The sequence below is a fragment of the Kitasatospora sp. NPDC001095 genome (assembly GCF_053598615.1).
On record NZ_JBSFKQ010000052.1, the window covers coordinates 41,861 to 54,234 of the forward strand.

At 73.5% G+C, this 12,374-nt stretch carries 13 protein-coding genes; 5 read left to right on the forward strand and 8 right to left on the reverse strand.

Annotated features, from left to right (window positions below):
- Positions 1-120: 120 nt before the first annotated feature.
- On the reverse strand, positions 121-807 hold the full coding sequence (locus ACWDBB_RS30330) for a YoaK family protein (RefSeq protein WP_449792616.1): 687 nt from the start codon (positions 805-807) through the stop codon (positions 121-123).
- 96 nt (positions 808-903) lie between these two features.
- Entirely contained in the window at positions 904-2,784 is a 1,881-nt protein-coding gene (locus tag ACWDBB_RS30335; RefSeq protein ID WP_449792627.1) for an amidohydrolase, read from the reverse strand.
- 315 nt (positions 2,785-3,099) lie between these two features.
- On the opposite strand from ACWDBB_RS30335, the gene ACWDBB_RS30340 reads away from it, so the two are divergent.
- From ACWDBB_RS30340 to ACWDBB_RS30350, 3 genes are all read left to right on the forward strand, one after another.
- The gene (locus tag ACWDBB_RS30340) at positions 3,100-3,762 is read left to right on the forward strand and encodes a hydrolase (protein ID WP_392875070.1); all 663 of its coding nucleotides are present in this window, start codon (positions 3,100-3,102) and stop codon (positions 3,760-3,762) included.
- Positions 3,763-3,791: 29 nt separating this feature from the next.
- Positions 3,792-4,274, forward strand: coding sequence for a DoxX family protein (locus tag ACWDBB_RS30345; protein WP_449792617.1), 483 nt, complete (start codon positions 3,792-3,794; stop codon positions 4,272-4,274).
- A 262-nt stretch (positions 4,275-4,536) separates the two neighbouring features.
- The gene (locus ACWDBB_RS30350; RefSeq protein WP_449792618.1) at positions 4,537-5,178 is read left to right on the forward strand and encodes a GPR1/FUN34/YaaH family transporter; all 642 of its coding nucleotides are present in this window, start codon (positions 4,537-4,539) and stop codon (positions 5,176-5,178) included.
- 142 nt (positions 5,179-5,320) lie between these two features.
- On the opposite strand, the gene ACWDBB_RS30355 is transcribed toward ACWDBB_RS30350, so the two are convergent.
- The 3 genes from ACWDBB_RS30355 to ACWDBB_RS30365 form a co-directional block, all read right to left on the reverse strand.
- On the reverse strand, positions 5,321-5,782 hold the full coding sequence (locus tag ACWDBB_RS30355; protein ID WP_449792619.1) for an SsgA family sporulation/cell division regulator: 462 nt from the start codon (positions 5,780-5,782) through the stop codon (positions 5,321-5,323).
- 110 nt (positions 5,783-5,892) lie between these two features.
- Complete coding sequence (locus ACWDBB_RS30360) at positions 5,893-6,450, reverse strand: Dps family protein (protein ID WP_449792620.1); 558 nt, start codon at positions 6,448-6,450, stop codon at positions 5,893-5,895.
- 32 nt (positions 6,451-6,482) lie between these two features.
- Positions 6,483-7,205 (reverse strand): alpha/beta fold hydrolase, encoded by a 723-nt coding sequence (locus ACWDBB_RS30365; RefSeq protein ID WP_449792621.1) that lies wholly within the window; start codon positions 7,203-7,205, stop codon positions 6,483-6,485.
- 276 nt (positions 7,206-7,481) lie between these two features.
- Between ACWDBB_RS30365 and ACWDBB_RS30370 the strand changes: the two genes are divergently transcribed.
- Both ACWDBB_RS30370 and ACWDBB_RS30375 read left to right on the forward strand, forming a co-directional pair.
- Entirely contained in the window at positions 7,482-8,318 is an 837-nt protein-coding gene (locus ACWDBB_RS30370) for an alpha/beta fold hydrolase (protein WP_449792622.1), read from the forward strand.
- 160 nt (positions 8,319-8,478) lie between these two features.
- Positions 8,479-9,429, forward strand: a complete 951-nt coding sequence (locus tag ACWDBB_RS30375; protein ID WP_449792623.1) for a VOC family protein — start codon at positions 8,479-8,481, stop codon at positions 9,427-9,429.
- Positions 9,430-9,528: 99 nt separating this feature from the next.
- Here ACWDBB_RS30375 and ACWDBB_RS30380 read toward each other — a convergent pair whose 3' ends face one another.
- The 3 genes from ACWDBB_RS30380 to ACWDBB_RS30390 all read right to left on the reverse strand — a co-directional run.
- Positions 9,529-10,275, reverse strand: a complete 747-nt coding sequence (locus ACWDBB_RS30380; RefSeq protein WP_449792624.1) for an alpha/beta fold hydrolase — start codon at positions 10,273-10,275, stop codon at positions 9,529-9,531.
- A 42-nt stretch (positions 10,276-10,317) separates the two neighbouring features.
- Complete coding sequence (locus ACWDBB_RS30385; protein WP_449792625.1) at positions 10,318-11,193, reverse strand: helix-turn-helix domain-containing protein; 876 nt, start codon at positions 11,191-11,193, stop codon at positions 10,318-10,320.
- Positions 11,194-11,421: 228 nt separating this feature from the next.
- On the reverse strand, positions 11,422-12,374 hold a 953-nt coding region (locus tag ACWDBB_RS30390), incomplete at its 5' end, for a PucR family transcriptional regulator (RefSeq protein ID WP_449792626.1).

Sequence of the window (12,374 nt, forward strand, 5' to 3'; positions counted from 1 at the left end):
TCTCCCTCGCCCCGGCCGGTCCGCTCGCCGGGGACCCAAGGCTACCGCCCGCCGGAACCGCTCCCGAGGTCGCCGGCCGGGCGGCGGGAACCTCGCGGCCGTCCCGTCCCGCAGCTGCGGTCACTCCCGGTGGAGCAGGACGGTGAGGCCGGCCAGGACGGCGCTGGCGACCAGGGCCCAGGCGATCTGGCCGTGCAGGACGAGGACCGCGCCGGGGGCGGCGCCGGCGAGCATGGTGACGACGGAGAGGATCTTCCGGCGCTGGCGGGGGGCGGTGCCGCCGGCGAGGCGGGAGTCGGCGGCCAGGCCGGTCAGGGTGAGGGTCAGTACGGTGGTGGTGAGGTCGGGTACGCCGAGGCCGCGGACGGTGCCGTTGCGGATGCCCATCGCCAAGGCGAGCAGGGCGATCACCGGGTACTGCGCGGGCCCGTCGGCGCTCCAGACGAAGGCGACGGCCGCGGCGGCTCCGTACAGCCCGGCCTCCAGGACGAAGACCGTGCGCAGCCGCGCGGCGCGGTGGGATCCGGCGTGCCGGGTGGCGAGGCGGCCGGCCACGCCCGCGCCGAGCAGGAAGGCCGCGAGGGAGGTCAGGGAGCCGGTGACGGAGAAGCCGGGTGCTCCGGCGAGGGCGAAGGCGATGACGACGACGTTGCCGGTCATGTTCGCGGTGAAGACGTGGCCGAGGCCGAGGTAGCTGACGGCGTCGATCAGTCCGCTGACCAGGGTGAGGCCGAACAGGGCCAGGGCCAGCGGGTGGCGGTCGTGGATCTGCGGTCCGGACGGCTGCGGCGGCGGGGGTGTGGTCACGACGGCTCCTCGCGGGGGGGGAGGTGGGGGAATCGGGGATGCGGGCGGGGCACCGCCTGGTGCAGGCGGTGCCCCGTGACGGGACCGGCGGGTGCGTCAGAAGAAGCAGGGGTCCATCGGCGTCTGCGGCTGCCCGGGCAGGGCGAGGCCGCGCGCCTGGCGCCAGGCGTGCTGTTCGCCGGAGGCCGCCACGGCCTCCAGCACGCCCTCGGCCTGGCGGACGCCGGCGGCCAGGCTGGGGGCGGGGGTGGCGTGGTAGCCGCCGAACTCGGTGACCGGGCTCCAGGACGGCGAGATCTCCGGCAGCTCCGGGGCCAGGCCCTCGTGCTCCTGGGCGGCGTGGACGATGCGCCCGCCGACGACGGTCAGAACGGCCTCGATGTGCGGGATGTCGGCCTCGGGCACCGTGAAGTAGTCGGCGCTGAGCAGTGCGAGGTCCGCGTAACTGCCGACCGTCAGGCGGCCCTTGACGTCCTCCTCGCCGGTGAGGCGGGCGCCGCCGAGGGTGTAGAGCTCCAGGGCCTGGGCGCGGTCGAGCCGGTTGTGCTCGGCCGCGAGGCGTCGGCCGGAGACGGCCCGGCCGGAGACCAGCCAGTGCAGGGCGACCCACGGGTTGTAGGAGGAGACCCGGGTGGCGTCGGTGCCCGCCGCGACGGTCAGACCGCGGTCCAGCATGGCGCGCAGCGGCGGCGCCTCGGCGGCGGCGGGGGCGCCGTAGCGGTTGACGAAGGCCTCGCCCTGGAAGGAGAGGCGGTTCTGGACGGACACGGCGCCGCCGAGGGCGGCGATCCGGTCGAGGCTGTCCTTGCTGACGGTCTCGGCGTGGTCGAAGAGCCAGCGGTTGCCCTGGGGGAAGAGGCCCTCGGCGGCGAGCTTCTCGAAGACGGCGAGGTCGCGGCGGATGGTCTCGTCGTAGGTGGCGTGCAGGCGGAAGCCCCAGCCGTTCTCCGTGAGCAGGCGCACAGCCTTCTCGAACTCGGTCTCGTAGGCGCCCAGTTGCGGACGCGGCTCGGTGAAGTTCTCGAAGTCGGCGGCGGCCCAGGTGAGGTTCTCCCCCGCGCCGTTGAGGCGCAGCCACTCGTCGCCCTCGCCGGGGCGGACGGTGTCGACCCAGCGCTTGAGGTCGTCGAGCTCCTGCCCGGCGGTCTGCGGGAAGAGGTGGTAGGCGATGCGCAGGCTCAGCTCGCCGCGGCGGGCGAGTTCCATGACGGTGCCGTAGTTCTCGGGGAAGGCCTGGAAGCCGCCGGCCGCGTCGATCGCGGAGGTGAGGCCGAAGCGGTTGAGCTCGCGCAGGAAGTGCCGGGTGGAGCCGATGCGGTCGGACTCGTCCAGCATCGGCGCCTTGGCGAGGGTGGAGTAGAGCAGCAGGGCGCCGGGGGCGGCGATCAGCAGGCCGGTGGGCTCGCCGTCGTTGCCGCGCACGATCTGGCCGCCGACCGGGTCGGGGGTGTCGCGGGTGAAGCCGGCGGCGCGCAGGGCGGCCTTGTTGAGCAGGGCCGACTGGTAGAGGTGCAGCACGAAGACGGGGGTGTCGGGGGCCGCGGCGTTCAGTTCGGCCAGGGTGGGCAGGCGCCGCTCGGCGAACTGGTCGGCCGACCAGCCGCCGACCACCCGCACCCACTGGCCGGGCGGGGTGCGCTCGGCCTGCCGGCGGAGCATGGTCAGGGCCTCGCGCAGCGTGGGGACGCCGTCCCAGCGCAGCTCCATCACGTAGTTGAGGCCGCCGCGGATGACGTGCAGGTGCGCGTCGTTGAGGCCGGGGACGGCCCGGCGGCCGAGCGCGTCGACCACCCGGGTGCCGGGGCCGACCAGCGGGACGACGTCCGCGTCGTCGCCGACGGCCTGGATCCGTCCGTCCCGGATGGCCACGGCGGTGGCCTGCGGGCGGCGCGGGTCGTTGGTGAACACCTTGGCGTTGCGCACGACCAGGTCGGCGGGCTCGTCGGGGGTGCCGGGGCGGACGCCGGCGACAGGCATGGTGGACAAGGGAAGCCCCTTCGTTGGGTGGGTGATTCGGCGCGAGGCCACGCGGCGAACGTAGGCAGGCGGCGGTGGGGCGAGGTTCTTCGCAGCGCATGGCCGGTTGCCCGGCAGCGCACTGACGCGGGCCGGCCGGGCGGGTGCGGTCGGTCGTGCGTTGTCGGGACAGTCCCGGGCGCAGAGTGAGCAGAACATCCCGCCGATCGCGGGCTAGTGTCGTTGACGTGAAGCCCTGCCGATCCAGCCGGGCCGAACCTGACGTGGTGTCACTTTCCCGCGTCGTTCCCCTCATTCACGAGAAAGAGAAGACCCATGGTCGACTTCGCCAACGTCCACGCCGCCCCGAGCCCGGACCTGCTCACCCCGGACAACGCGATGATGCTGTTCGTGGACCACCAGCCGCAGATGTTCTTCGGCACCGGCAGCGGCGACCGCACCGCCATCATCAACGCCACCGAGGGCCTGGCCAAGGCCGCGAAGATCTTCGGCGTCCCGACCGTCCTGTCGACCGTCGCCGCCGAGTCCTTCTCCGGCCCGATCCTGCCGCAGCTGAAGGCCGTCTTCCCCGACCAGGAGGTCATCGACCGCACCACGATGAACGCCTGGGAGGACGAGGCCCTGGTCGAGGCCGTCAAGGCCACCGGCCGCAAGAAGATCATCCTCTCCGGCCTGTGGACCGAGGTCTGCCTCGTCCTGCCGGCGCTCTCGGCGCTGGACCAGGGCTACGAGGTCTACGTCGTCGCCGACGCCTCCGGCGGTGTCAGCCCACTGGCGCACGAGCACGCCCTGCAGCGGATGACCGCCGCCGGCGCCGTCCCCGTCACCTGGATCCAGGTCCTCCTGGAGCTCCAGCGCGACTGGGCCCGCACCGAGACCTACGTCGCGGTCACCGAGCTCGTCAAGGAGCACGGCGGCGCCTACGGCATGGGCCTGGTCTACGCCCAGTCCATGATCAACCCGCACGCCGCCGGCTGACGGACCCCATCGATCCGACGGAGTCCGACATGAACACGGGTCTACTCCTGCTGCGCCTGGTCGTCGGCCTGCTCATCGCGGGCCACGGCGTCCAGAAGGTCAGCTTCCACCTCGGTGGCGGCGGACTCGACGGCGGTAGCGCCGAGTTCCGGGGCGACGGCTTCCGCGGTGGCAAGCTCACCGCGGTGGCCGCCGGCGGCACCCAGATCGGCGCCGGGCTGATGCTCGCCGCCGGTCTGCTCACCCCGCTGGCGGGCGCGGGCGTCATGGGGGTGATGACCGTCGCCCTGACGGTCAAGTGGCCGCACGGCCTGTGGGTCCAGCACGACGGGTACGAGTTCCCGTTCGTCCTGATCACCACCGCCGCGGCACTCACCGCCACCGGCCCCGGACAGTGGTCCGTCGACGGGGCGCTCGGCCTCGCCGACTGGCCCCTGTGGTGCCTGCCCGCCGCCGCCGTCGCCGGCGTGGGCGGCGGACTGGCGACCCGGCTCGCCCTGCACCGCGACTGACCCCGGTCGGCACCGCGGTCAGGCAGCCGACACCGGACGGGCTCGGGCCCGGGTGGGAAGACCACCCGGAGCCCGAGCCCGTCGGCATACATGCGAAGTACCCGAAGTACCCGAAGTACCGAGAGCAGGGAGCGAGATGATGACGACACCGACGACGGAAGAGACGCGCGTACGCGAGCCGGGCCCGACGGAGGCCGGGAACGGGGCGCCCACGGGCGCGGACCGGGCGGCGGGCCCCGGCCGCGAGCCGGACCTGCACGCCATGACACGGCTCACCCTGCGGCCCATCGCCTCGCCGATGCCCCTGGGCTTCTTCACGGTGGCCATCTCCTCCACCGTGGCCAGCAGCCTGCAGCTCGGCCTGGTCGACGGCGCGTACCGGCAGGCCGTGGCGCTCACGCTGTTCTCCGCGTTCGTCCTCCAACTGCTGGTCAGCATCCTCGCGTTCGGCGCCCGCGACGTCATCGCGGCCACGCTGATGGGCGGGTTCGCCGGTGCCTGGCTGGCCAACGGCCTGGTCACGGCGTCGGACGCCCCCGGCGGTGCCCGGGTCCTGGGCGTGATGAACCTGGTGTTCACCGTCTTCGCGGCCCTGATGGCCTCGGTGGCGAGGCCGAAGAGGGTGCTGTGGGTGCTCCTGATGATCGCCGTTCCGCGCTACCTCGTCGCCGGTCTCTACGGCGTCTCGGGCGAGGCCTGGCTGGGGCACGTCGCCGGCGCGCTCGGCATGCTCCTCGCCGCGGTCGCGATGTACGCGGCCTACGCCCTGATGCTGGAGGAGCTGCGGGGCCGGGAGGTCCTGTGGATCGGGCGCAGCGGCCCCGTGCGGGACGCCATGCACGCGGGGCTGACCGGCCAGCTGAACCGGCTGGAGCAGCAGGCGGGCGTGCGCCGGACCCTGTAGCGGGCGTCCCGCACGGGCTCCCGGGCTCGGGGCTCCCCTGACGGAACGCGAATCGGCTGTGCCCGTACCGGGTTTCCGGTACGGGCACAGCCGATTCGCGCATGCCGGTCGGCAGTTCGTGGGAACCACGCCCGGGGGCGGCTCAGCGACCACCGGCCAACCTGCTCAGTTCGGCGTCCCAGTCGATCAGTCGGGCCTCGTCGCCGCGCGGCACGAGGGCGAAGCTCCGCTCGCGCAGCCAGCTGTGCACCGGCTCGACCGGGACGTCGATCGAGGCGGTGCCGTCGTCCCCCCTGAGCGTGATCCGCAGCAGCCGGCGGCCGTGGCAGCGGCACGGCGGGGCGAACCGCACGTCGCCCATCCCGGCCGGCCGGTGCAGGCCCTTCCACAGCAGGTCGCGGGAGAACTCCCACGTCCCGACCGCCGGGTCGGAGCCGGGGAACTCCATGACCACGGAGAACGGCGCCCGCGCGCGGTACACGAAACGCACCGGCAGGTCGATGACCTTCCCCTCCCCGATGTTGAGTTGCGCGTTCAGTACGGGCGTGGCGCAGTCCCCGGCCGCGGCGGGGCCGTGACCGGGGAGCGGATGGCGGCCGGGCACGGGTACCTCCGAGGACGATGAGCGGAAACGAGAAAAGTGCCGGGCCCACCGACGAACGGGCCCGGCACTGAGCGGAGCCGGGCCTGCCGACGAACAGGCCCGGCCCGCGGTCACTCCCCGGTACCGGGAGCGACGACCAGGTGCTCGGCGAGGAACCAGACCTGGGTCTCGCCGGTGCGGATGATCTGGGAGACCAGGAGGTCCTGGGTGCCGTCGTCGCCGAGCTCCGCGGTGCGGGTGGCGGCGTCGCGGACGTCGGCGAGGATGGTCTCGTGGGCGTCGAGCAGACGCGAGAGCATCGAGTGCACGCCCTCGATGCCGTCCGGCGGGCGCGGCACGCCCGTGATCTCGGCGGCGTGCCGGGGGTCGCCCACGGCGACGCCGCCGAGGCTCTGCACCCGCTCGGCGAGCGCGTCGACCAGCTCCAGCTGCTCCTGGGCGTGCTTGTCGAACAGCAGGTGCAGCTGGTAGGCCGTCGGTCCGCGCATGCCCCAGTGGTACTTCTTGTACAGCGCGTACAGGAACTGGGTGTCCGCGAGGACCCGGTTGAGCCGCTGGCACGAGTACTGCCGGGCGTCGTGGGAGAGCGCGATCGGCAGCTGGGTGACGGTGCCGAACTCCTGGATCTCGGGACCGTGCTGGTGGAGGCGCGGCTGCTGGTTGATCATGGTGCTCCTAGGTTCTGTGCTTGCGGGGGTGGTCAGTGGGCCACGGACCGGACGGCTTCGCGGATCACGTCGGCGACGCACCCGGGGTGGGAGAGCATCACCAGGTGCGAGGAGTCCACCTCGACGGTGGTCGCCCCGGCGCGCTGGTAGCCGAACCGCTGGACCTCGGGGTTGAGGGTCCGGTCAGCACTGGCGACGATCCCCCACGACGGCTTGTCGCGCCACGCGGCGGTGGGCGCCGGCTCGCTGAACGCGGTCGCGGCGAGCGGACGTTGGGTGACGGCGAGGACCCGGCCGAGGGCGGGGTCGACGTCGGCCGCGAAGATCTCCGGAAGGCGGTCGGCCTCCACCGAGACGTCGGTGCCCTCGTCCCCGTCCGCCAGCGGGAAGGGGGTGTACACCAGGGCGGTGGCGAGCTCGGACTCGGGGAAGCCGCCCTGCAGCCTGCCCAGGCTCTCGCCCTCCTCCAGCGCGTAACCCGCCAGGTACACCAGGCCCTTGACGTTCTCCTCGGCACCCGCCACGGTGATCACCGCGCCGCCGTAGGAGTGGCCGACCAGCACGACCGGCCCGGGAATCCGCCGGACCACCGACGCGATGTAGGCGGAGTCCCCGATCAGGCTGCGGTTGGGCACCGCCGGCGCCACCACCTTCAGTCCGTCGCCCAGCAGCTCCGGGATCACCCGGGCGAAGCTGGAGGCGTCGGCGAACGCGCCGTGCACCAGCACGACGGTGGGCATGTCGTTCGTCGTCATGTATGCGTCCTCACCGAGGCCTCACCGAGGCCCTCGTGTCACGTGCTTCTGTGCCCCTCAGGCTAGGAACGCGACCGCCGCGGCCTGTTCCGACGGCGCACTGCCTGCGGTCGGTCCGTGCACCGAAGGGCAGTTCGGGCCCCCGCCGTCAACTCGCGCCCCGGCTCGGCGCTCTGGGACGACTCGGGGTGCTCTCACAGGCAACCGGCCGGATCCGGTGGCGCCTAGCGTGGGTCCCGTTGCAGCCGCCCCGCTGCGCTAGGAAAGGGAAACCCCATGCCTTACATCACCGTTGGCCAGGAGAACTCCACCTCCATCGACATCTACTACGAGGACCACGGCACCGGCCAGCCGGTCGTGCTGATCCACGGCTTCCCGCTGAACGGCGACTCCTGGGAGCGCCAGAGCGCCGCCCTGCTGGACGCCGGCTACCGGGTCATCACCTACGACCGCCGCGGCTTCGGCCGGTCCTCGCACCCGACCACCGGCTACGACTACGACACCTTCGCCGCGGACCTGAACACCGTGCTGGAGACCCTCGACGTCCGCGACGCCGTCCTGGTGGGCTTCTCCATGGGCACCGGCGAGGTCGCCCGCTACGTGTCCGAGTACAGCTCGGCCCGCGTCGCCAAGGTCGCCTTCCTGGCCTCCCTGGAGCCGTTCCTGCTGAAGACCGACGACAACCCGGACGGCGCCGCCCCGAAGGAGTTCTTCGACGGCGTCGTCGCCGCGGTGAAGGCCGACCGCTTCGCCTTCTACACCGACTTCTTCAACGACTTCTACAACCTGGACGAGAACCTCGGCACCCGGATCAGCGAGGAGGCCGTCCGCAACAGCTGGAACGTCGCCACCTCGGGCGGCGCCTTCGCCGCCTCGGCCGCGCCGACCACCTGGTACACCGACTTCCGCGCCGACATCGCCCGCATCGACGTGCCGGCCCTCATCCTGCACGGCACCGGCGACCGCACCCTGCCGATCGAGAACACCGCGCGCCCCTTCCACAAGGCCCTGCCCGCCGCGGACTACGTCGAGATCGAGGGCGCCCCGCACGGCCTGCTCTGGACCCACGCCGAGGAAGTCAACGCCGCGCTGCTCGCCTTCCTCGCCAAGTAGCCCGGACGGCCGCCCCACCCGAACGCGGCCGTCCGCACAGACGTCGGTACCGCCGTCACCGCCCCAGGCCCAGTGGTGACGGCGGTACCGGCCACCGCGCACCCGCGCCCGGTGTCCGTTCGAACGGGCACCGGGCGCGCTCCACGACAGGAGGTTTCCCGTGAAGCTTCGTTCGGCCCGCCGCATCGTTCCGCTGGTGGCGGCGCTCGCCGCCGTCACGGCGGCCCCCGCCGTCTCGGCGGCCCAGGGCGCACCCCAGAGCGCGTCCCAGAGCACCGCGGCGAGCGCGTCGGGCGGGCAGCACCGCCAGTTCGCCGTCGGCCCGCAGTACGACACCACCCACGTCTACGTCGAGCCCGGCACCGAGCAGGCCTTCGTGACCAGCTGGACGTCCACCTTCGGCGGCACCACGATCGGACCGGTCTCCACCCAGGTGACCCCGGCGCCGAGCCGGACACTGTCCGAGCTGGTCGTCTCCCCGGTCGGCACGCTGTCGGTGTTCGACTACACCACGCCCATCCCGTACCCCTTCGGCACCGAGCGCACCGGCTGGCTGGTGACCGACCTCGACCAGGCGGTCAAGGCCGCCCGCGCCGACGGCGCGACCGTCACCGTGGCGCCGTTCGCCGACCCGATCGGCCGGGACGCCGTCGTCCAGTTCCCCGGCGGGATCAGCGCCCAGCTCTACGTGCACACCGGCCCGACGTCGTACCCGCCGCTGGCCAGCGTGCCGGAGAACCGGCTCTACCTGTCGCCGGACGCCGTCGGCGACTTCCTGCACAGCTACCTCGCCTTCACCCAGGGCCGGATCGTCTCCGACGACCGGAAGGCCGACGGCGCCGCCCTCGGTCTGCCCGGCACGACGTACCGGCTCATCCGGCTCACCTCCGGCTTCGGCACCACCACGGTCGCGGTGACCGACGGCCACCTGCCCTACCCGTTCGGCAAGGAGCTGACCGGCTACGGGGTGTCGGACCTCGGCGCCACCCTGGACAAGGCGAAGGCCGCCGGCGCCACGGTGCTGTCGGGACCGGTCCGCGCGGGCGGCCGGGACAGCGCGATGGTGCGGTTCCCCGGCGGTTACGTCGCGGAGATCCACAGCGAGCGCTGACCGGCAGGACGCGCTCACCGGCGGGCGGCCGGGCACCTCGTCGCCCGGCCGCCCGTCGGCACCGGCGCGTCCGCGCATCGGCTCCGCGGAACGCCGCCGCTACCGCACGGAGGCCGCCGCCGACCGCACGGAGGCCGATCCGGCCGCCTCGTGGATGAACTCCGCGACCGTGCTCGGCCGGGAGACGGCCACGGCGTGGGAGGCGTCGGGCAGTTCGAGGACGGTGGCCCCGGCGCGCTTGGCCGTGAAGCGCTGGACGTCCGGTGCGAGCGCCTGGTCGGCGCCCGTCACCAGGGCCCACGAGGGCTTCTCGCGCCAGGCCGCCACCGTCGGCGCGTCGGTCAACGCCCTCTCGGCCACGGGGCGTTGGATCGCGGCCAGCACCTGCGCCACCTCCGCGTCGAGGTCGGCGGCGACCAGCGGCCGGAAACACTCCGCGGGCACGGTGAGCTCCGCCGGACGGCCGGTGCCGCCGGTGGTGGACTCGGTGCGCCGCAGCCGGGGGATGAGCGGCGCGGGGGCGAAGCGGCCGGCGAGCGTTTCGTGGCTCTCCCCCACGTCGGGGAGGTAGGCGGCCACGTAGACCAGCGCGAGGACCTTGGGGGCGGCCCCGGCCTCGGTGATCACGGCGCCCCCGTAGGAGTGGCCGACCAGGACGACGGGGCCGTCGATGCCCGCGACGACGTCGGCCAGGTAGGCGGCGTCATGGGCGAGGCCCCGCAACGGGTTCGCGACGGCGAGGACCGTCAGTCCACGGCGGTGGAGTTCGGCGACGACGCCGAACCAGGTGGTCGCGTCGGAGCAGCCGTCGTGGACGAGCACGACGGTGGGCCGGATGGAGGGCATGGCGGCCTTTCGGCGGGTGGCGGAGGAGTCGTGGCGCAGGGGTCAGGAGGCCGGAGTGCGGCTGTCGTTCTGGGTGGCGTAGGCCTGCCACTCACGCGGCGAGACCCCGTAGGCGTCGCGGAACGTCCGGCTGAAATGGGAGTGGCTGACGAAACCCCACCGGTGCGCCACCGCGGAGACGCTGCGCTGCCGCCGGGACGGCCGCTCCAACTCCCGGCGGCAGGCGTCCAGTCGGCGCTGCCGCACGAACTGGCCCACCGTCGTCCCGTCCTGCTGGAACAGCTTGTGCAGATAGCGCACCGAGATGTGCTGCGAGCGGGCGATCGACTCCGGCGCCAGATCCGGATCCGCGAGGTTCTCCTCGATGTGGGCCCGGATGCGTGCCAGCAGCTCCGCCGCGCCGCCCGGCTGCTCCGGCGCCTCCCGCTCCAGCAGCTCCGCCACCAGGACCGCCACCATGTCGCAGACGCTGCGCGCCAGGTGGTTGCCCGGCCGGGCCCGGTGCGCCCGGGACTGGACGACGAGCGTCCGCAGCAGCTGCGAGGCGAGCGAGCCGACGCCCTCGCTCCCCCGCGCCACCAGCCCACCCGCACGCCGGACGTCGGCCTGCCGCACGCCCAGGTAGAAGCACGGGATCCGGAAACGCACCATCAGACTCTGCGCGTCCTGCAGCAGACCCACCGGGTGCACGGCGGTGCCGATCAGCAGGTCCCCCGGCGCCAGCACCGTGCTGACACTCCCGCGCCGCACGGTGGCCGCGCCCCGCACGTGCAGGAGGACGTAGAGGCAGTCCTCGGGGTCGGCCCCTGGCGGCGGGGACAGGACGTCGACGCAGTCACCGCCGCCGAGGGCGGACTGGACGAGCTGCTGGACTCGGCGTTCCGACGTGGGGCTTTCGGGCGCGGGGGTTTCGGGCATGGGCGAGGGACCCGACGGGATCACGGGAGGCTCCGACCGGTTGCGAGGGTTCAGTACGGGTGCTGGGGCTCGCCGCGCCGCCCGGAGAGGGGCACGGCGGCCGGGGGATGAGCGGCAGCTCGTGGTGACGATTCTCGCCGCGCACCGGAACCGTTGACCACCGACCGACGTAGGGATTGCCCGACGAAGCTTCATCGCTCTGTAGCAACGGCCCACCCCGGCCGCCGGCTACCGGACGGCAGCCTCCGGAGTGGACTGGAGCAGGTCCCACAGCCGCAGCCCCATGTGCAGCACCAGGCGGTGCGCGCCGTCGTCCAGGTCCAGGCCCGTGATCTCCTGGATCCGGCGCAGCCGGTAGTACAGCGAGGTGCGGTGCAGCTCCAGCACCTCCGCCGTCCTGGGTACGGAGCCCGCGTTCTCCAGGAAGCAGCGCAGCGTCTCCTCCAGCCGGGCGCCGGCGCCGTCGTCCAGCAGGCGCCGCAGCGGGTTCGGCAGGAGGGACTCGTTGAGCGCGCTGTCGGGCAGTTGGAGGAACACGGCGTACTCCCCGAGCCGCTCCCAGTCGCCGACGCCCTCCAACCGGGGCAGCCGACGGGCCGCGCGCAGCGCGACCCGGGCCTGGTCGTGGGATATCCACGCGTCGGCGAGCGCCGTCCGCCGGCCGCCGACACCCACCGCCACGGACGGCCCCGGGCCCAGGAAGGTCGTCAGGGAGCGGACGACGGCACGGCCCTGCTGCTCCAGGTCCTCCTCCGTCGGTTCCCGGTCGAAGACCTGCACCAGGACCGCCCGGTCCTGGTCGACCGCCGGCAGCCCGTGGGCGGTGCGGGTCCGCCGGAACGGCTCCAGGGCGCCGCGCAGCGCCACCGCGACCTGGCCGGAGGGCCCGCGCCGTCCGGTGACGGCCACCCTGGTCACCACGACGTGGGGGCCGGCCGGAAGGAGTCCGTCGTCCACCAGGCGCTGGTGCGCCGCGCAGCGCAGCGCCGAGTCCGAGCCGACCAGTCGGCCCACCAGCCCGCGGATGTGCTCCTGCTCGTCGTCCGAGGCGAGGCGCTCGGCGTACATCTCGACCGCCACGGCCCGGGCGACCCGGTCGATGGCCTCGGTCTCGGCCTCGGTGAGGGGCTCGCCCACCGCCACGACCATCAGGATGCCCAGCAGGTGGCCGCGCTCGCGGA